The organism is Tundrisphaera lichenicola, from assembly GCF_051175385.1.
Lineage (GTDB): Bacteria > Planctomycetota > Planctomycetia > Isosphaerales > Isosphaeraceae > Tundrisphaera > Tundrisphaera lichenicola.
This window is the reverse complement of the sequence record NZ_CP195106.1, coordinates 72392-92269: the sequence shown is the minus strand read 5'-3', so window position 1 is coordinate 92269 and position 19878 is coordinate 72392. Positions and strand designations below refer to the sequence as shown.

Annotated in this window: 19 protein-coding genes; 14 read left to right on the top strand and 5 right to left on the bottom strand. The window is 66.6% G+C overall.

The annotated features are described in order from the left end of the window. The first annotated feature begins 21 nt into the window (after nucleotides 1-21). The 5 genes from P12x_RS00410 (at nucleotide 22) to P12x_RS00390 (ending at nucleotide 4019) form a co-directional block, all read left to right on the top strand. Nucleotides 22-816 (top strand): serine aminopeptidase domain-containing protein, encoded by a 795-nt coding sequence (locus tag P12x_RS00410; protein ID WP_435008833.1) that lies wholly within the window; start codon nucleotides 22-24, stop codon nucleotides 814-816. A gap of 319 nt (nucleotides 817-1135) precedes the next feature. After that, nucleotides 1136-1840 (top strand): hypothetical protein, encoded by a 705-nt coding sequence (locus P12x_RS00405; protein ID WP_435008832.1) that lies wholly within the window; start codon nucleotides 1136-1138, stop codon nucleotides 1838-1840. Nucleotides 1841-1985: 145 nt separating this feature from the next. After that, nucleotides 1986-3281, top strand: coding sequence for a phosphopyruvate hydratase (eno, locus tag P12x_RS00400; RefSeq protein ID WP_435008831.1), 1296 nt, complete (start codon nucleotides 1986-1988; stop codon nucleotides 3279-3281). Between the two features lie 70 nt (nucleotides 3282-3351). Continuing rightward, nucleotides 3352-3615, top strand: a complete 264-nt coding sequence (locus P12x_RS00395) for a hypothetical protein (RefSeq protein ID WP_435008830.1) — start codon at nucleotides 3352-3354, stop codon at nucleotides 3613-3615. Further along, on the top strand, nucleotides 3612-4019 hold the full coding sequence (locus P12x_RS00390; protein WP_435008829.1) for a type II toxin-antitoxin system VapC family toxin: 408 nt from the start codon (nucleotides 3612-3614) through the stop codon (nucleotides 4017-4019). The genes P12x_RS00395 and P12x_RS00390 overlap by 4 nt, the downstream gene beginning before the upstream one ends. A 159-nt stretch (nucleotides 4020-4178) precedes the next feature. Here the strand turns inward: P12x_RS00390 and P12x_RS00385 are convergent, their stop codons facing one another. From P12x_RS00385 to P12x_RS00375, 3 genes are all read right to left on the bottom strand, one after another. After that, the gene (locus P12x_RS00385) at nucleotides 4179-5639 is read right to left on the bottom strand and encodes an RNA polymerase sigma factor (RefSeq protein WP_435008828.1); all 1461 of its coding nucleotides are present in this window, start codon (nucleotides 5637-5639) and stop codon (nucleotides 4179-4181) included. 180 nt (nucleotides 5640-5819) lie between these two features. Then, complete coding sequence (locus tag P12x_RS00380; protein ID WP_435008827.1) at nucleotides 5820-6434, bottom strand: hypothetical protein; 615 nt, start codon at nucleotides 6432-6434, stop codon at nucleotides 5820-5822. A gap of 322 nt (nucleotides 6435-6756) precedes the next feature. Further along, on the bottom strand, nucleotides 6757-8169 hold the full coding sequence (locus P12x_RS00375; protein WP_435008826.1) for an IS4 family transposase: 1413 nt from the start codon (nucleotides 8167-8169) through the stop codon (nucleotides 6757-6759). Nucleotides 8170-8690: 521 nt separating this feature from the next. On the opposite strand from P12x_RS00375, the gene P12x_RS00370 reads away from it, so the two are divergent. Together P12x_RS00370 and P12x_RS00365 are read left to right on the top strand one after the other, a co-directional pair. After that, entirely contained in the window at nucleotides 8691-9737 is a 1047-nt protein-coding gene (locus P12x_RS00370; protein WP_435008825.1) for an AAA family ATPase, read from the top strand. Between the two features lie 121 nt (nucleotides 9738-9858). Beyond that, a complete protein-coding gene (locus P12x_RS00365) occupies nucleotides 9859-10776 on the top strand; it encodes a DUF58 domain-containing protein (protein WP_435008824.1) in 918 nt (305 codons plus the stop codon). A 111-nt stretch (nucleotides 10777-10887) separates the two neighbouring features. Here the strand turns inward: P12x_RS00365 and P12x_RS00360 are convergent, their stop codons facing one another. Both P12x_RS00360 and P12x_RS00355 read right to left on the bottom strand, forming a co-directional pair. Continuing rightward, nucleotides 10888-11553: a DUF1559 domain-containing protein gene (locus tag P12x_RS00360; protein WP_435011748.1), complete on the bottom strand. Its 666-nt coding sequence runs from the start codon at nucleotides 11551-11553 to the stop codon at nucleotides 10888-10890. Between the two features lie 106 nt (nucleotides 11554-11659). Next, nucleotides 11660-14005 (bottom strand): hypothetical protein, encoded by a 2346-nt coding sequence (locus P12x_RS00355; RefSeq protein WP_435008823.1) that lies wholly within the window; start codon nucleotides 14003-14005, stop codon nucleotides 11660-11662. A gap of 849 nt (nucleotides 14006-14854) precedes the next feature. Here P12x_RS00355 and P12x_RS00350 point away from each other — a divergent pair. From P12x_RS00350 to P12x_RS00320, 7 genes are all read left to right on the top strand, one after another. After that, nucleotides 14855-15106, top strand: coding sequence for a hypothetical protein (locus P12x_RS00350; RefSeq protein ID WP_435008822.1), 252 nt, complete (start codon nucleotides 14855-14857; stop codon nucleotides 15104-15106). Beyond that, nucleotides 15103-16263, top strand: coding sequence for a DUF1559 domain-containing protein (locus P12x_RS00345; RefSeq protein ID WP_435008821.1), 1161 nt, complete (start codon nucleotides 15103-15105; stop codon nucleotides 16261-16263). The genes P12x_RS00350 and P12x_RS00345 overlap by 4 nt, the downstream gene beginning before the upstream one ends. Before the next feature lie 184 nt (nucleotides 16264-16447). Then, a complete protein-coding gene (locus P12x_RS00340; protein WP_435008820.1) occupies nucleotides 16448-17380 on the top strand; it encodes an ABC transporter ATP-binding protein in 933 nt (310 codons plus the stop codon). Nucleotides 17381-17437: 57 nt separating this feature from the next. Next, a complete protein-coding gene (locus P12x_RS00335; protein WP_435008819.1) occupies nucleotides 17438-17665 on the top strand; it encodes a hypothetical protein in 228 nt (75 codons plus the stop codon). Next, nucleotides 17662-18045 (top strand): aspartyl protease family protein, encoded by a 384-nt coding sequence (locus tag P12x_RS00330; protein WP_435008818.1) that lies wholly within the window; start codon nucleotides 17662-17664, stop codon nucleotides 18043-18045. Before P12x_RS00335 ends, P12x_RS00330 begins: the two co-directional genes overlap by 4 nt. Before the next feature lie 31 nt (nucleotides 18046-18076). After that, complete coding sequence (locus P12x_RS00325) at nucleotides 18077-19129, top strand: prenyltransferase/squalene oxidase repeat-containing protein (protein WP_435008817.1); 1053 nt, start codon at nucleotides 18077-18079, stop codon at nucleotides 19127-19129. A gap of 23 nt (nucleotides 19130-19152) precedes the next feature. Further along, nucleotides 19153-19821, top strand: coding sequence for a hypothetical protein (locus P12x_RS00320; RefSeq protein WP_435008815.1), 669 nt, complete (start codon nucleotides 19153-19155; stop codon nucleotides 19819-19821). Nucleotides 19822-19878 lie beyond the last annotated feature (57 nt).

The following is a 19878-nucleotide window of genomic DNA, read 5'->3' as shown; positions in this document are numbered from 1 at the left end:
TTGAAGTGTATCCTAATTCTCATGCTCTACACGAAGCTCCTCAACGCCCTGTTCCGGACCTGGTACGGCAAGCCCGAGGAGGTGCCCGAGGGTGCCGAGACGGGTTTGGTCCTGATGGCCGACGGCGTGGGGGGGCTCGACCTTTGCGAGGCCAGCCTCCGGCAGGTGATGAGCGAGCGCGGTGGTCGGCACAAGGTCCGGTTCGTCCCCTGGGGGCATGGCCTGGGTCGGTGGCACGCCGACCTGACCGACGTGGCCAACCACAAGGCCAAGGCCAGGCTCGTCGTCGAGGAGGTCCTCTCCTGGAAGCGGGAGCGGCCCGAGTCGCCGGTCTACCTCGTGGGCAAGTCGGGAGGGACGGGGATCGTCGTCCGGGCGATGGAGGAGCTGCCGGTCGACTCGATCGAGGCGGCGGTCCTGCTGGCCCCGGCCCTCTCGCCCGGGTACGACCTCTCGAAGGCATTGCGGGCCATCCGTCGCGAGATGGTGGTCTTCTGGTCGCCGCTGGACATGGTCATCCTGGGTGCGGGGACCTGGCTTTTTAAGACGGTCGACCGGGTCCGGTCGGTCGGGGCGGGGATGGTCGGATTCCGCCGGCCGCTGGGGCTCGACGAGGCGGCCCGGACGCAGTACGCCAAGCTCCGACAGGTCCGATGGAATCCGAAGATGGCGTCGACCGGCTATCTGGGGGGTCATGTCGGGCCGGATAGTCCGGCCTTTCTCCGGAAGTATGTCGTGCCGCTTTTAAGTGGCCCGAAATCCCCCGAAATATTCAATTTTCCCAGGGATCAAGCCCACCCGACTCCGCGCCGATAACGTACAGTGCCGGGGGTGAGGATGGCCGAATGGCCCGCCTGTCCCTCGGCGATCTTGCATCAGTCGAGGGCGTGAGGGCGGCGGCCCGGTTTCTCGGATCGCCGCCCCCGCGCCTTCCCGACCTGATCGGGAATGCTCCTCAAGAACCGACACCGTGAGACTGCACCGCGCGGCGGTCTCCGCCCCTTTGGCGACGGAGATTCACACAACCGCCTGATCCCTTCCTAAGAAAAAGTGGAAGGGGCGAGGCCGCCGCGCGTCTGGTCTCCCTTCGATCACCCGGCCACCGAGCGACACCCAAGGTCACGCGAGCCCGGCCATGACCCAGCATATCTTCGCCCGCGTCTCTGGATTCGGATGGACGCTCGTCCCTGACGTGCCCTTCCGATTCGAACGCGTCGCGGACCGGGCTCGCGCCATCCGGGCGATCCGCTCGACGCCCGAGGGGGATCGAGCCGCCCTCGTCGACTTCACCGCCGACGCCCCCGAGATCCGGCTCGACGCAGGGACCGGCGACCTCGCCGAGGTCTTCGAGCTGCTGCCCGGACCGGGCTTCGACCACTGGAGGATCGAGACCTCGCTGTACTCCGCCCGATGGCCGGACGGGTTCGCGTTGACATCGAGCCCCGACCCGCTGCCGGTCTTCGACCTGCACGGTCCGGACGGATCGCTCCTCTACATCCAGGGGCCGACCCCGAGGCGACGAATCCTCCCGATCACCTCCCTCGCGCAACCGGGCCAGGTGATCCGGGGCCGGGGGGCGTTCTCCGGCCTCGGTGATCTCTTCCGACGCCTCTCCGGGCCTCCGGGTTGGTCGAAGGCCGACCTCGATTACGAGTTCGAGGGAGTTCCCTGGCGGCAGGCGTATCGAGTGGTCCCCTACGACCAAGTCCACGCCTTGCTCGTGACCAGCCAGGCCCCCGAGATGTGGGCCGAACTGGCCTCCCGGGCGACCGACGAGCTGGCCTCCAGCCTGACCCCGACCCCCCAGGACGACCCGAGTTGGCCGTCGACCCCGCCCTGATCGGCCCGCTCGGGACCGCCCCAAGTCTTGACCGAGACCCCGGCCAACCAGTAGGGTTGCGTCCATCGCGCCCGCCCGATCCCGGCGTCCTTCCGGGCCTTCGCGGCGAACCGATCGCGCGACACCCAGGAGTTTGGACGCAACGATGAGCATGCAGCACCCTCCGATCGCCTCCGTTCTCGGTCGCGAGATCCTCGACAGCCGCGGCAACCCCACCGTCGAGGTTGATGTCGTCCTGGCCGACGGGACCCTCGGTCGGGCCGCGGTCCCCTCGGGGGCCAGCACCGGGGCCCACGAGGCGGTCGAACTCCGCGATGGCGACAAGAAGCGTTACCTGGGCAAGGGCGTCACCCAGGCCGTGGCCAACGTCAACGGCCCGCTCGCCAAGGCCGCCATCGGGCTCGACGCCGCGGATCAGGCCGCGCTCGACGCCGCCCTGATCGCCGCCGACGGGACCGAGAACAAGGGGAGCCTGGGGGCCAACGCGATCCTCGGCGTCAGCCTGGCCGCCGCCAAGGCCTCGGCGATCCACGCCGGCCTGCCGCTCTACCGCTACCTGGGCGGGGTCAACGCCAAGGTCCTGCCGGTCCCGTTGATGAACATCCTCAACGGCGGGTCGCACGCCGACAACAACGTGGATGTCCAGGAGTTCATGATCGTCCCGCTCGGGGCCAAGAGCTTCTCCGAGGCCCTCCGCTGCGGCGCCGAGGTGTTCCACAACCTCAAGGCCGTGCTCAAGGGCAAGGGCCTGAATACCGCCGTCGGCGACGAGGGCGGCTTCGCCCCCGACCTCAAGAGCAACGAGGAGGCCATCGAGGTCATCCTCACCGCCATCGAGAAGGCCGGCTACAAGCCCGGCACCGACGTCTCGCTGGCCCTCGACGTCGCCTCGACCGAGTTCTTCAAGGACAACATCTACACGATGGAGAACGACGCCCAGCCCAAGAAGACTATCGAGCAGATGGTCGAATTCCTGGTCGGCTGGGCCAGGCAGTACCCGATCGTCTCGATCGAGGACGGCTGCTCCGAGGACGACTGGCACGGCTGGAAGCTCCTGACCAACGCCATCGGCGACACCTGCCAGCTCGTCGGCGACGACCTGTTCGTCACCAACACCCGCCGGCTCGCCTTCGGGATCGAGGGGGGCGTCGGCAACAGCATCCTGGTCAAGGTCAACCAGATCGGCACCCTGACCGAGACCCTCGACGCGGTCCAGATGGCCCAGCGGAACAAGTACACCGCCATCATCAGCCACCGCTCCGGCGAGACCGAGGACGCCACCATCGCCGACATCGCCGTGGCCACCAACGCCGGCCAGATCAAGACCGGGAGCGCCAGCCGCTCCGACCGGATCGCCAAGTACAACCAGCTCCTCCGGATCGAGCAGGAACTCGGCAAGGACGCCGTCTACGGCGCGACGATCTGGCCGAAGAAGAAGTGATCGGCGAAGATGGTCGATGGTCACCCCGACCATCGACCATCCCCACCGTCCCATCCCGGGGGCTCTCCCGATGACCGAGATCAAGTTTCAAGCCGTCGTCGGCAAGGATCAGGTCATCCGGCCACCCGCCGGGGTCTCCATCCCCGATGGCGAGGTCGAGGTCACGGTCCGTGCGACCACCGAGGTTCTCGCGGTCACGACCGGTGACGCCATGGCCGAGACGAGGGCGTGGCTGCTTGCGATGGCGGCCGAGGCCGAGGCGATCACCGATCACTTGCCGGACGACATGGCCGAGAATCACGACCATTATGCCCACGGGGCGCCGAAACGGTGATCGGCACCTTCGCGGATGCGTTCTATTACATCGCCCTGATCAATCCCGCGGACCGGGCACACGCCGAGGCGGTCCGGATCTCGGCCACGTTGACACGCCCCATCATCACGACGACGTGGGTCCTGGTCGAGGTCGCCGACGCCCTAAACGCACCGCCTCGACGTCGGTTCGCCCATCGCTTCCTCGAACAGCTCGCCGCCCGATCGAACACCCAGGTCATTCCTGCCGAAGCCCGATGGTATGACCGGGGCATGGCCCTCTACGGGTCGAGGGCGGACAAGTCCTGGTCGCTGACCGACTGCATCAGCTTCGAGGTGATGGCCGAGTTCGGGCTGACCGAGGCCCTGACCGGCGACCATCACTTCGAGCAGGCCGGCTTCCGCGCCCTGATGAAGACACCTTGAGGCGGCAGATCGACGCCTCAAACGTCACCAATCATCTGGACATGATTTTCTGGGCTTTTCCCGTAGGGCAGGGCTCGCCCTGCCGATGGAAGCCGGACCGTCAGGGCGAGCCCTGCCCTACGGAAAACCGAGTCGGCCCGGTTCAATCGGCCTCGATCGCTATTCCTTCCCCGATTCGCCGCCCCGGACTTGCAGGGCCTTGAGGATCAGGTCGAGCTTTTGCTCCACGCCGGAAAGACGGCGGTCCATCTCGTCGAATCTCACCCCGCCGTCCTGTTCACGCGCGACGGGCGATCGAGAGAAATCGGACGGGAGGGACCAATCTAGTTCCTTCGTCAGAAGCCGGAGATCCCATTCTTTATCCACCAATTTTTTATTTAATTCTACATATCTAGAAATTAGATAATCTTTTATGTTTTCATATGACTTTTTCATGTTTTCTATATCATCAATCGATTTTTTGTAACTCTCTTCACTCATCATCTCGCCACGGACGAAGCCCCTCTGCTGGCCATCGAGTTCGAAGATTTTCTCCTGCAATCTCCTCATCTCCGGCTTCAGCATTTCGATCTCCATGCGGAGTATCTCGGCGGAGAAGTCCAGTTCCTTCATCCGCTCGAGGAGTTCCACTTCGGCAAGTATCTTCGCCTCGTCACTTCCTGCAGCGTCGGACTTCGGCGGATCCGTCGGGATGATCGGCGCCGATTGGCCCGCCACCACCTTCTCGACTTTCCGAGGCTCCGGCCCCTGTCGAGCCAGCCCGACCGCACCGATCCCGAAGACCCCAACCGAGGCGAACACCAACGCAACCATCGTCAATCGGCTCATCACCAAGCTCCTCCATCCCAGGTCCACCAGTTTCGCCACCGAGGCCGACACGGCACCGGCCGCCACCCTTCCCGACATGAATTGCATCGCCGCTCGTGCCGTCGATCGGACCAGGGCGGCGGGCACGGCCCGGGCCTCGGTCGATGCCAGCGCGGCCCCGATCGTGCCGAGCGAGGGGGCCAGACCTCGGCGGGCCAGGCGGGTCCGGAGCCGGGCCTTGGCCCAGCGGACCCTCGTCTTGACCGTCCCGACCGGGCAGCCCAGGCGGCTCGCGGCCTCCTCGTGCGTCAGGCCGTCGAGCAGGCAGAGGACCAGGGGCGTCCGGTATTTCTCCGGGAGCCCACCGACCTCCTCGCGGACGATCGGCGCGAGTTCCAGGGCGTCCCCATCGAGGGAAGACTCCGAGGTCCGGACGGCCGACCGCTCCTTGGTCCGGCGCAGGCTCGACGCCCTCCGGGCACACGCGGCCACCCTACGGGCGACCCCATGAAGCCAGCTCGCGGCCGACCCGCGATGGCGGATCGACCCGGCCCGCCGGGCGAGGATCAGAAACGTTGCCTGAAACGCATCCTGTGCATCGTGGTCGTCGCCGAGCTTGGACCGGCAGACCCGAAGGACCATCGAGCCGTGCCGCTCCACCAGCGCGGCGAAGGCGATCTCCGCCGCTTCGCCCTCCCCTCGACGGTCGAGGAATCGGCCCAGCAACTCGCCGTCCGAGAGACCGGCGACCGGCCCGACCTCGAACAGCGTGCGGAGCGATCCCGCGAAAAGGTCGCTTCGTGACGTTTCCAAGGGGGGAACTCCCTCCGGTCTCATGGTCGCGGTTCAACCCATAGTGTATCGAGCCGGGCCTGCGGATTTCGATTTCGGGAAAAATCGCGGTGAACCTGAGCGAGGGTGTCCTCGAAATTTCCGGGAGACGGAGCCGGCGGAGCTTGCTCCGGGAACCCGTGGCAACCAACGCACGCCCGATCAGGTGGGATCTTGCGTCATCCGGAATCGTCGAGTCAGGAAGCCGCCGATCGTCGCGAAGGCCAGGCAGAAGAGCGAGTGGCCGATCCTTCGGAATGTCTCGGGACTCTCGGGCCAGAATCGGGTCGTCCGATCGGGCGTCGTCAGGATTTCCCAGGGGCTCGGGAGAGGGCCGACCGGGCCACCAGCGAAGCCCCCAGCCAGGATCACCCGGGCACCTCGACCGGACGCCCGAAAACCGGCCAGTTTCGACCACGAGACCGGGATCCCGGCCGGGTCGAGAGTGGCCACGCCGGCTTTGGAAGGGATGGTGTAGGGATAGACGATGTCGAGCAGCGTCGTCGTGACCAGGTTCTGGCCGTACGGCTGGACCCAGGCCGGGCCGAAGACGAGGAGAAAGTAGGCCCAGCCGCAGGTCGAGAAACCGACCCAGAACGCACGCTTCCCACCTCGATGATAGACGGCGGCCAGGACGGCGATGATCAGGGCCGCCAGCGTGATCGTGTAGTAGGCATTGCCCGCGAGCGGAGAGGGATGCGTCAGCGCGGCGATCGCGACGCCCATCAAGGCCACCAGGCCGAGCAGGCCGGCGATCGACATCCGGAACCGTCGCATGGGTCGCTCCTGGAAGGTGCTCGACGCAAGTTGGCCCGAATCATCCTACCGATGTCCCTGAGCCTGGCGCATGGATCAAATTCGAAGAACTTCCGCCCGAACGGAACGATGTCGCCCGTCCGATCTGATCGGCGAGAAAGTGTGTTAACCCCTCCCGGATGACCGCGATAGTTTCCAGGAAGATCAACGCCGTCGACATAGTCACTGACGGTCGACCGGCCCATCGAGGGCAAAACGAAGCCATTCGCGATCGCCGGAACGAGCTGTCATGACCATCAGAATGGTCGCCCCATCCCATGAAAAGGTCGGTCTGGGTGGCAGGCTACGCCGTTAACCTTGCTTGGTGAGCATCCTTGCATTGGCTGGCACGTTCGATCTCTCGGGCCGTTGCCGGGCGGATCTTGGGGGCTCCGATCGGCTTGGTTCGATTCTTCCGTGGATAGTCCCGGCTTGCCTTCGATCGACGGTGGTATCCATCGATCGTGGCCGACGCCAGCCGTTCCCACAGCGACTCGCCGAGCTCCGGGACGACTCGGTACTCCCGCATCGCTCCGCGGTAGGCCCGCAACAGGCCCGTCACGCTCATCCGCGACGCCGGCACCGCCTCGCACGACAACTCCACCTGCCCGTGCCGTGTCAAGGCCCACAGGCCCAGCAGCGACCACGTCGCCTCGACCTCGGCGTTCTCCGACCGCTGGCTCCTGAGCTTGCGTCGGCCGAACGCCTGCTTGAAATCGCGGTAGAACAGCTCGATGCCCCAACGCAGTCGGTAGAGCTCGATGACCTGGTGATCCTTGAGTCGCTCCTGGTCGAGGACCGAGGTGACCAGGTACATCGGATGCCGGGCCTCTTGCACCGCCACCAGTCGCAGGACCAGCGGTGGTTTGCCACGCGACGCCTGTCGGTCGGGCCAGAGGTAGACCGTCCCGCCTCGCTCACGGGCGTAGCCCAGGCCGCGAAGCAGGCGGACATTGGCCCCGACCCGCACCAGCAGATGGCGGCCCGAGGCGATCAGGTCCGCCCAGGTCTGGTAACCGACGAAACCGGCATCGGCCATCGCCAGGGCGTTGGCCGGCAGGGTGTCGATCATCTGCCGCAGGTGTTCGCGTTCGCTGCTGTCGTCGGGCCCGGTCCGCCAGTCCCAGGGCAGGCCGGTGCCGACGTGCCACGTCGTCGTCAGCCACATCTGCGGCCCCTCGGCCTTCTTGCGTCGCGACGCCAGGTCGGCGGCCGTCGCGGGGAGGCGTCGCCGCCGCCTCGCCTTCGGCCCTCGACCTTGCTTGGCCGTGAAGCGGGCCTGATTGGAGACGGTCCTGGGCAGTTGGAGCCGGCTGCCATCGACGGCGAAGGCGGCGAAGCCGGCGACCTCGAACCGGTTGGCGAGGTCGTCGCGCATCCGCCGTCGCAAGGCCAGCATCAGGATGGCGGCCAGGGTCGCGGTCCGGGCCCGCAGGAGCTTCAGGAACGCCTGATAGGTGGTGGCGACCTCGGCGTCGAGGCCCAGGGCGAGTCGGACGATCTTGCGTGCGGCCTGGGACCGGGCGACCAGGGTCGGCTCGTCGGACCAGGCCCAGAGCAACGCGGCACAGGCCAGGCCGCGCGGCTCCCAGGTGCAAGAGCCGCGGAGGCGAACGGCGGAGAAATCGGCAGTGGCGGTGAGCCAGCCGAGGACGCGTCCGAGGTCTTGATGATGAGGGGCCGATGCGGTAGGACGGTGCTGGTCTTGGTGCGGCATGTCCGACTCCGTCGGGGCGAGCGGTTGTGATCTCCTGCCTGGTAACAGGGATGGTGACCGCGAACCCGTGCCGCATCAAGACTTTATCGCATTCCTTCCATCCAAGGTTAACGGCGTAGGGTGGCAGGGGTAAGCGGCAGCTTACCCCGGAACAGCGTCTGATCCGGGGTAAGCTGCCGCTTACCCCTGCCACCCAGATTAGCCATCATGCGAACCATGATGGGGAATTTCAGAGCAAGCCACCTACGAGGCGAATCGAATCCATTTTTTGAGGTCGGACGACGAATCGAAGCCACTTTCGGGACAAATCGAACCCACTTTTCGACCGTGGAGACGGATCGAAGCCACTTTCGGGACAAATCGAAGCCATTTCCGACGCGAAACAAAGCCACCGATCCCGGAGTTTCGTCCCCTCAGGACGGCCGATCGCGGGCGATCCTTGACTTGCACCCATCGACCCGTCAGGCTGATTCTTCCCCGAGGTTCCCCAAGGCCCACCAACCGCCGAGACCCTTCCAGCCATGCCGACCGCCGAACCGATCGAGCCGTCCCCCGACGAGGTCGCCGCCGTCGCCGCGCTGGCGGAAGATTACCGGAGGCTCCGAGTCGAGATCGGCAAGGTGATCGTCGGGCAGGAAGAGGTCGTCGAGCAACTTTTGATCGGGCTGTTCGCGCGGGGGCATGTCCTGCTGGTGGGGGTCCCGGGGCTGGCCAAGACCCTGCTGGTCAGCACGGTCTCGAAGATCCTCAGCCTCTCGTTCCGGCGGATCCAGTTCACGCCCGACATGATGCCCTCGGACATCACCGGGACCGACATCCTCCAGGACGACCCCGAGACCGGGCGCCGGTCGTTCGCGTTCATCGCCGGGCCGCTGTTCGCGCACATCATCCTGGCCGACGAGGTCAACCGGACCCCGCCCAAGACCCAGGCCGCGCTCCTGGAAGCAATGCAGGAACGGCACGTCACCGCCGGGAACCGGACGTATCCCCTGCCCGACCCGTTCTTCGTCCTGGCCACCCAGAACCCGATCGAGCAGGAGGGGACCTACCCCCTGCCCGAGGCCCAGCTCGACCGGTTCATGCTGAACGTCCGGGTACCCTACCCGACCGCCGAGGAGGAGTTGGAGATCCTCCGCCAGACCACCGGGGACCACGCCGCCGAACCCTCGGTAACGCTCTCGGCCGAGCAGATCCTGGCCTTGCAACACCTGGTCCGAAGGGTCCCGGTTCCCGAGCACGTCTTCATTCACGCCCGCGACGTGGTCCGCGCCAGTCGCCCCAACGAGTCCGAGGCCACCCCGCTGGTCAAGAAGTGTGTGGCCTGGGGAGCCGGCCCGAGGGCGGGACAGGCCCTGATCCTGGCCGCCAAGGCCCGGGCGGTCCTCGACGGTCGATTCGCCGCGACCATCGCCGACATCCGGCACGTCGCCCCGCCGGTCCTCCGGCACCGGATCGTCACCACCTTCCACGCCGAGGCCGACGGGATCGACCCCGACAAGGTGGTCGCCCACCTCCTCGAAACGATCACCGCCCCGCCCGAGCGGGCCGCCGACCGGCTGGCCCGATAAATTTCGCGCAGTTTCCCGATCCTTATAGATCGGGCGGAGGATCACCGCCAACGTGGACCACCCCTGACATTTCTCCCCGCTTGACGGATGGATCGACCCCGACCCGCACCCGAGGCCAACCTTGCCCGACTCCGATCCTTCCGCACTGCTCGACCCCTCGGCGCTGGCCCGCTTCGGCCGGCTCGAACTGATCGCGCGCTTGGTGGTCGAGGGAGTGATGTCGGGCCTGCACAAGAGCCCCTTCAAGGGGTTCTCGGTCGAGTTCGCCGAACACCGCCAGTACGGGCCCGGCGACGAGATCCGCCACATCGACTGGCGGGCCCTGGGCAAGACCGACCGCTACTACGTCAAGGAATATGAGGAAGAGACCAACCTCAAGGCCTACCTCGTCGTCGACACCTCGGGCAGCATGGGCTACGCCGGGCGGACCGCGTCGAAGTTCGATTATGCCCGACAACTCGCCGCGTCGCTCGCTTATTTGATGATAAGCCAGCGCGACGCCGTGGGGTTGGTCACGCTCGACGCCGAGTTCCGCGAGATGATCCCGCCGAGGTCGGCCCCGGGGCACTTCTCGGTCCTCTGCAAGGCGCTGGAGGAGGCCCGGGTCGGGGGCGAGGCCCCCTTGAGCGGCCTGCTCGACACCCTGGCCGGGCGGATCAAGCGTCGAGGCCTGGTGATCATCCTCTCCGACGGGTTCGACGACCCGGCCCGCCTGACCTCGAGCCTCCGGCACCTCCGCCACCGACACCACGAGGTCCTCTTCCTCCACGTCCTGGCCCCCGAGGAGGAGGAGTTCCCCTTCCGCAAGCCCGCCCGGTTCCGGAACCTGGAAGCACCCGGAAGGACGCTCCGGGTCAACCCCTCGGCCCTCCGCGCCGCCTACCTCGAAAAGTTCGAGGCGTTCTGCCGGGAACTCAAGGAGGCCGTCCGGGGGATGGACGCCGACTACCACAAGGTCTCGACCGCCCTGACCCAGGAACAGACCCTGCTCGACTACCTCGCCGCCCGATCCGGCCGGGGACGACGAGGCGGGGGGTGATCGCTGGCCTTTCATCGGACTTTCAGCAGCGGTCTTCGTAGGGCAGGGCTCGCCCTGCCGAGTCACGCGTCATCGGCAGGGCGAGCCCTGCCCTACAAGGACCGAGAGGTTCTACTCATCCTTGGGGATGGGTTCATGACCATCAATCGTGATCATGGCCCGGATGACCGATGGCGGGACCGTGTCGAGGAGGAATTTGCCCGAACCGTCGATCATGATGACGTTGGCCCCGCCCTCGTGGGGGCTAGAGATCGACGGGCGGGACGGGTCGTTGAGCTGGAAGCTCATCCGCTCGAAATCCAGGTCGCGGGGCTCGGCCCAATGAATGCCCGAGTTAGCCACCTCCACGACCATGATGGTGCTCGCGGTGCCGTCGAGGACGTCGCGGTCCGTCACCTTCCTACCGCCGCCGGGGAACGCCGTGCCCGGCCCCCGGATCACGACGTAGTCGGTCAGGCCGGGAGGTTCGCGGGTCCCGACCGGACAGTGATATATCCCTATGCCTGTATCGGCGATCTTGCGATTGTTCGGCCCGTCCCAGGGTTCATCGAACTTGTAGGCGTCGTACTGTTCCTTGTTGTCGATCCATGGCAGGATCAGAGTCCGCCAGCTATGCATCGGCTTCCCACTCGCGTCGGCGATGTACGGCGGTGGGTAGCAACCGTATGTTGAATGATAGCCATGGAGGCCAAGCGCTACCTGACGCAGGTTGCTGATGCACTGCAATCGACGGCCAGACGGCCGCACCGTCCTCCTGGCGGGCAAGAACAGGCCCATCGCCAGTAAGCCGGCAAGGACGGCGAGTATCCAACCCCAGTACGGAAAGCTTCGAGGTGGCTGAATCTGGCCGGCGAAATCATCCACGGTCAGTTCCTTTTCCGGCTCAGGGCAACCCCGCTCGCTTCCGCAAGATCCACTCGGCGGTCAGGATCGTGAAGAACAGGATCAGGGTCCCCGGGTGATCCCAGAGCGGGGTCTCCTCGGTCCTCTCGACGGGCTTGCTGCGGGCCTTCAGGAGCGCGGGGAGATTGGCGGCCTCCTGTTCGGTGAAGACCTTCCCCCCGGTGGCGGCGGCCAGGCGTTCGAGGGGATCCCGGCTGGCGGCCAGTTCGACCCGCTCGGAGGTATCGCGGGGGATCACTTCGAGCGGGGCCTCGGGGATCGGTCCGGCTCCCAGGTTCTCGGAAATGGTCACCAGTTGCGGGGCGTCGAGCCGGACGACGTACGGGCCTTCGGGGAGGCCGGGGGCAGCCCCTTCGAAGACCCGAGGCTGGCCGGGGACGGGCCTCAAGGGGACGACGGCGACGGCCTCGGTTTGGCTGTCCCGGCGGAAGATCCGGGCGGCGATCAGGAGGTCGGCGGGGAGCCCGACGACATCCTCGGCCACCCGGGCCTGGAGCTTGATCCCTTCGCCCTCCTCGACCCTCGCCTTGAGCGGTCCGTGGCGGACCACCCGGTTCCCGGCGGCGAGGTTGTCCGAACCGGCCCAACGGACCACCTGGCCCCAGAACCGGTGGTGGATCTCATCGCCGACCCGGAACCGCCAGCGCCAGGTGGCATCGGTGCCGACCCAGAGGACCTTCCCCAGGCCGTAAGGCTGTGCCGCGAGGATGGCCCCTTCTCCCTCGCGACCCGGGGCCGAGGCCAGGACGGTGGCCGAGGGCTTGGCCTGGCCGCCCGCCACCCAGGGGAGACGAGGGAGGCCTGCCCAGGCGGTTCGACTCCCCTCGGGACTCTCGCCGAGCTGGAGCATCGGCCAAACGTCGGGCGTGTCGAGCAGGCCGGGGGCCGGGGCCAGGGCCAGGCCGGGGGGCATGGCCGGGTGATCGGGGTCGGTCACGTCGGGGTCGACGGCCAAGGGCCTCGGCTCCAGGACCGGGAGCAACGCCCGGGGGCCTTCGCCGGCCAGGGAGGGCCAGAACCGGGGGCCGGGGAGGATCGCCAGGGTCCCCCCCCGACCCGCGACGTAGGCATCGAGCCGGGCCCAGACCTCGGCCGGGAGGTCGGCGGGGTCGACGTCGCCGACCAGGATCGCGTCGTACCGGCCCAGCGGGTCGGGGCTCCCGGGATCGGCCCGGGCGGGCCAGGCGGTGTCGTACGAGAGGTCGGTCGAGCCGGTCGAGGAGGGCTGATGGAAGACGATCGCGTCGAGCGTCACGCGGGGGTCGCGGCTCAGGGCGTTCCGGAGGTAGCGGAACTCCCAGCGGGCCTCGCCATCCACCAAGAGGACCCGGGCCTTGTCGTCGGCCACGCGGACGGCCACGGTCTTCCGGTCGTTGTCGGGGCGGGCGTCGCCGGGGGCGGGCTCGACCGAGACCGTCAGGGGGACCGTCCCCACCTCGTCGAGCGGGACCCGGAAGGTCGCGGTCGGCCTCGAACCGTCGGGCGGGACCCGGACACCCTGGATCATGGGACTGGCCCCGGGGCGGTCGAGCGTGACCCGGACCTCGGACCCGCCCGGGAAGCCGTCGAGCTTGAGCGTGGCCGAGACGTTGGCCGACTCCCCCTTGTTGATCCCTGCCGGGGCCTGGATCGAGGCAATCGCCGAGTCGGGCGGGGGTTGGGTCGAGCCGACCAGGACCGGATAGACGGGGATGCCTCGGGCGGCCAGGCGGTCCACAATCGGCGAAGGGTCCCCCTCGGCGTTCTGGCGGCCGTCGGTCAGGAGGACCAAGCCCAGTGTCGGGGCGTCGTCGGGCATCTTGAGTGCCAGGGCCAGGGCCGAGCCCCAGTCGGTGGTCGATCGCGCGGAGTCTCCGGAACTAAGCGGCTTGCGGAGGGATTCGACCAGGTCGGGGAGCGGCCCCTCGGGTCGGGCCTCGCGGGCGAAGGCGGTGCCCCGGGCCTCGTGGTCGACCGCCAGCCTCGACAGCGGGGCCTCCGGGCCATCGATCAGGCCCCGGGCGATCTCGAGGCGCGAAGGGCCTCCGGGCCGGTCGACGGTCGCCATGCTCTCGGAGTCATCCACAGCGATCAGGACCCGACCCCGGACCGCCTCCCGCCAGGTCCGGGCGGCGATCGGCTCGAAGAGGGCCAGGACCAGGACCGCCGCCGCCAGGAGCCGGAGCCCCAGGAGCCCAAGCCCGAGCCGTCGCGAGATCAGCCGCCGTTCCTCGCGGTAGAGCACCAGCAGCAGGGCCAGGGCCAGGGCTCCGGCGATCAGCCAGAGCCCGGTGGATTCGCTCCCGGCCAGAAGGAGCTTCCGCCCGCCCGCGAAATCGAAGGTCATCAAGCCTCGCCTTTCGGTCGACTCCCGGCGCCTCGGAGACACACTCCGATGGCCCCGAGTATAGCCCGAATCGGCGAGGGCCGGGAACCGCCGGGCCGATCGCAAACGCGATCGGGAGGATGACCCGCCCCCCGATCCATACTCTTGATCTTTCCGAATTCGCGGGCCTTCGGGAAAATGCCCGACCACCCAAATATTATGACTTGTCGCATGCAGTCAACGCGCCTAAGATTCCCTCAATTCGGACGGCTTTATCAGTCCCATCCACCTTGGTACTGGACAGGTTGACAGAAACACTTCGTCAAACTAAAGAAAATCGTCCCAACCTCAGTCACGCACGATCTGGCAATTGGTAGAACTGTCAGCCGAGCAATGTCGCTAAGGAAGAAAGCGAAATGCGATGTCGAGATTCGGAAGATCGCCGGGTTGAAATCGCGAGAGATCGAAACCAGATCATCCGCGCAGGCACATCGACCTTGCCCGCGAATTTGCCAGGTCATTGAAATCATCGAGAAGGTTCCCGCGTCTACCGGACGATCCGCGATTCGTTCGCGTGGATGAGAGGGTAAACTGTCTCGGCCGCGGTGGGACCGGACGATCGACCTCCGTGAATCCGGCCTGCGTTGATGTGATATCTTCATCCATGAGGGCAAGTGGGCGTGGTCGCCGAGCCTGGGACGGCCTAGGGCCATGAAGACCGGCGACGACCCCTACATTTGACAGCGAGGTCACGGATCAACTCGTCTGGCAATGAATTGATCGGGCGACCCACGAGTCCCCGCCAATATTACAACCGGACCAAAACTCCAGGATATTTCAGCAGCGATGAGACGTATAAGGATGAAGGGGATGATTCGAGCCGCGACCAGGCTGGTGTTGTTGGCCACGTCGCTCGGGGCGGCGGGCTGCTCGGGGCAGTATGCCGATGAGGGATCGATCGACATGGCCGCCGCCAAGGAGGCCGCCGCCAAGGCCGGCATCGACAAGTTCAATTCTCCATCGCCTTCGAAGAAGCCGACGCGTCGAGGGGCCTCGAACCGCGGGCCGGTCGTGAATGACGACAAGCCCGCGATGCCGCATCGGGGAGCGCTCCCGCAATGATCCGGCTCGCCAAGGCCAACCAGAAGGCCGACACGAATCACGTCCTCCGACTCCCACCCCTATATGGAGCTTCTTTCTTGATCCCTCATCATGGATCCCAAAGACGCCGAGGCGGTTTCACCCTGATCGAGCTCCTCGTGGTGATCGCGATCATCGCGGTCCTGATCGCCCTGCTCCTGCCGGCGGTCCAGGCGGCTCGCGAGGCCGCCCGACGGTCGCAGTGCGTCAACAACCTGAAGCAGATCGCGCTGGCTGCGAACAACTACGAGTCCACCTATGGCTGCCTGCCGCCGGGCCACTTCTTCTCCCGATACCGGCCCACATCGACGAGCTGGTACTACGGGGCGAATTCGTTCCTGTTCATGATGCCCTTCCTGGAACAGACGACGACCTCCAATACCTGCAACTTCTCGATCAGCGCGTACGGGCCGGCCAACCACACCGCGACCAGCGTGGGGATCTCGTCGCTCTGGTGCCCGAGCGATCCCGCCGCCGCGGTCAAGGTGCCCATCACCGCCGATAACGGCCTGACCGGCTTTTACGGGAACCCCGCGCCCGGGACGACGGGCGTCTCTTACACCAGCTATGCCGCCAACGCCGGGATGTGGGGCGTCTACTACGACATCTCCGGCACCCCGAATAACACCTATCCGGCCGGCTATGCCCCGAATCGGCAGAGCGGCAATGGCGTGATCTACATGGGGTCTTCCACCACGCTGGCCTCGATCACCGACGGGACCAGCAACACCTTCGCCTTCGGCGAGCACGCCCACGGGATCCTCTCGGAAGCCGATCGGCCGACCTACCAGATGTGGACCTCGGGATACTGGGGCGACACCTCGTTCGACACCCTCCACACGATCAACGCTTACAAGAAGTTCAAGACCCAGATCGCCGGCGGCTGGTGGTGGATCCCGCTGATGTCCACTTCCAGCTTCCACCCCGGCGGTGCCAACTTCGCCTTCTGCGACGGCTCGGTCCGGTTCGTCAAGGAGTCGATCAACACCTGGCAATCCGACCCCAACAACGGCGGCGATCCGGTCGGGATCAACTACGGCGAGTACGGCGAGTATCAGATCGGGACCGCCAAGCCCGGAACCCTCCAGAAGCTGGGCTCCCGAAATGGCGGCGAGGCCATCAGCGCCGACGACTTCTGAGGTCCGTGCCCTAATATCGAGATCCCTGACGCGAATGATCCGGGTAAGCCCCCGGATCATTTCGCGCGCACTCGGCGTGATCCGGCGATGGGACCGGGAGATCGGACGCTGGACCGGCCCTCGGGGCTCTCGTAGAGTGGGGGCCGATCCCGGCCGACCGGGCCAACTCGGGGAGATCTCGACGATGATCCGCGTCCGCGACCTGCGCGTCGATTACGACAACATCTGCGCCGTGCAGGACCTCTCGCTGGAGGTGGGCGAGGGGGAAGTCTGCGGCCTGATCGGCCCCAACGGGGCGGGCAAGACGACCACCATGCGGACGATGCTCGGACTGATCGAGCCGACGTATGGCTCGATCGAGATGGCCGGCGTCGACATCCGCGAGCGGCCCGACGACGCCAAGAGCGTGGTGGGGTTCATGCCCGACTTCGCCCCGATGTACGACGACCTGAAGTGCTGGGAGTTCCTCGACCTCTTCGCCGCCAGCTACGGGATCCCCCGGGGGGAACGCCCCGCCGAGATCGACCGCCATCTCGCCCTGGTGGGCCTGACCGAGAAGCGCGAGGCGATGATCGTCGAGCTTTCCCGGGGGATGCGCCAGCGCCTGATGCTGGCCAAGACCCTGATCCCCGGCCCCCGGGTCCTCCTGCTCGACGAGCCCGCCAGTGGCGTCGACCCCCAGGGCCGGATCGACCTCAAGAACGTCCTGAAGGCCCTGGCGGCCGAGGGCCGGACCGTCCTGATCTCGTCGCACATCCTGGCCGAGATGTCCGAGTTCTGCACCTCCGTGGCGATCATGGAACGCGGCCGGATGGTCGTCAACGGCAAGATCGACGAGATCCACGCCCGGATCATGGGCGACGCCACCCTCTCGGTCGAGGTCCTGGGCGACCCGTCCGGGTTCCTGGCGATCGTCGAGCCCGACCCCCGGCGCGTCGGGGAGATCGAGCGGTTCGGGATCGGCACCTTCGAGTTCCGCTACAACGGCGACCCCGAAGCCCTCGCCGACCTCCTCGCCCGGCTCGTCCGCGCCGAGGTCCGCGTCGCCTCGTTCGCCCCCCGGAAGGACAACCTGGAAGGGCTGTTCCTCAAGGTCGGGGCCAAGGCGCTCTCGTGATCTCGGGATGTTGACGCCGAGGACGCCGGGCGAGAGGATGGAACCAGGAGATCAGCCATGGGCGAACTACTGACGATCGACGAGATCAAGGCCCGTTACGCACCCGACTGGGTATTGATCGGCGATCCCGAGACGGACGAGTTCCAGCATTTGAGGGCGGGGAGGGTCGTCTTCCACAGCCCGGACCGCGACGAGGTCTATCAGAAGGCCATCGACCTCCGCCTGGGACATTTCGCATTCCGCTTCCTCGGCGAGTTGCCCGAGGACATGGCTTTCGTCCTGTGAGCCAATCATTCCAGCCGACCTCGCGACTGATCTTGATCGAGACGGAAGTCTCGGGCCCTTCGGGCAAGGTCGCCGCGAGGCTCGTCCTCGACACCGGCGCCACGACGACCACCCTCAATGTCAGGCTGCTCCGTTCGATCGGATATGACCCGAATGCCGCGACGGAGTCGGCCCGGATGGCGACCGGAAGCGCCGTGGAGACGGTCCCTCGGTTAATGGTCAATCGCCCGAGCGCCCTGGGGAGGCATGCGATCAGGCACCAGGTGCTGGCGCACGACCTGCCCACCGAAGCCGCGGTCGATGGGCTGCTGGGGCTCGATTTCTTTCGCGGCCTCGCGTTGACGATCGACTTTCGCGCGGGTCGAATCGACCTCGTTTGAATGAGGCTGGAATCACCCGGAGCAAGCCATCGTGCGGATCTGCCCACCCCTTGTCCTGACGCTGACCCTGGCGATCGCTGCCTCTCCCTCCCACGTCCTTGCCCAGGACAAGCCATCGAACGCTACCCCATCCGACGAGTCGATCCGCCGGGCCTTGATCTACCTCAAGGACTCGCAGAAGGCCGATGGTGGGTGGGATGCGGGATTCGGGCGGGCGACCTCGGTGACATCGCTGGCGGTGATGGCGTTCCTGGCCTCGGGGCATGTCCCGGGGGAGCCGGGGCCTTATCGGGAGTCGATCGAGCGGGGCATCCGGTATGTCCTGGCCCACCAGAAGCCGAACGGGATGCTGGTGGCGAACACCAGCCACGGGCCGATGTACTGCCACGGGATCAGCACCTTGATGCTGGGCGAGGTCGTGGGGATGACCGCCGACGCCGCCCTGGCCGAGCAGTGCCGGTCGGCCCTGGCGAGGGCGGTCGACCTGATCCTCAAGGCCCAGGATGCCCCCGGCAAGGATCGCGAATCCCGGCATTACGGCGGCTGGCGGTATCAGCCGAGTTCCACCGATAGCGACCTGAGCGTCTCGGGCTGGCAGGTCATGGCCCTCCGCGCGGCCAAGTCGGCCGGGTGCGTGGTCCCGGCCGAGAACATCGACCGGGCGGTGGCCTACCTCAAGCGATGCTCGGCCCGGAACGGCGGGTTCGGCTATCAGCCCGGGGGGGAGCCGAACAACCCGAGGACCGGGACCGGCGTGCTCGCCCTGGAGATCTGCGGCGAGCACCTGACCCCCGAGGCCGTCGCCGGGGCCGAGTACCTGGTAAAGCACCCGCCCCGATGGGCCAGCCAGTACTTCTTCTACGAGGTCTATTACTGCCCGCTGGCACTCTTCCAGGTCGGCGACGAGTATTTCGACGCCTATTACCCCAAGCTGGTCGAGATCCTCCTGACCCGCCAGGACAAGGACGGGAGCTGGCTTTCCGGCGACGGCAACGACCGATCCGGGGGCCGGGTCTACTGCACCTCGATGGCCGTCCTGGCGCTGGCGGTCGAGTACCGATACCTGCCCATCTATCAGCGCTGAGCCGAGCCCCCGAGGAGAGCCCCATGAGAAAGTGGTCATCGCGGATCGTCCGGCCGGCAATGGTCGCTTTCTCGATCGCCCTCTCACCATCGATGAGCTTCGGCCAGACGGCACCGACCCCGCCGATCGGAAGTAGGCCGGTCGCCCCGAAGCCTCCCGCAACACCGGCTCCGGTCGCCCCGAAGCCCTCTGCCACTCCCGCCCCGGCCGACGAGGTCCTCAACGATCCCTGGGAGGAACGCAAGGAGCGCGCCCGCGAGGATGTCGAGTTCCTCGAATCGCGAAGGACGGCGAAGCTGGCCGAGATCCACGAGGCGGAAGTCCGGGTCGCGATCAACGAGGCCTGGAAGGTCGATCACGAGCGTCAGAAGAAGAAGGGGATCCTGTCGCCATTCCAGATCCGACAGGCAACCCTGATCCTCGCCGAGGGCGAGTCTCAGCTTGCGATGAAGCGGGTCGACCTGAAGGATGTCGAGATCCGTCTCGCCCGCGCCCGCCGCAAAGTCAAGGCGATCGAACAGTCCCCCGGATACGAGGCGGTAGACGACCAGGCCGAGGACCGCTTCCGCGACCTGGAGATCAAGTACGACCGGCTCCGGAGCGAGTTCGACCGGATCAAACGCTACGTCGATAATTCGAGAGATGGCCAGGATCAGTGGCCCCCCCCGCCCAATCCTCTCCCCCATCGCTGAGGAAGCCCTGCGGACTGGATCCCTGACTTCGGCAAGTGGGAGCGACCCTTCGAGGAG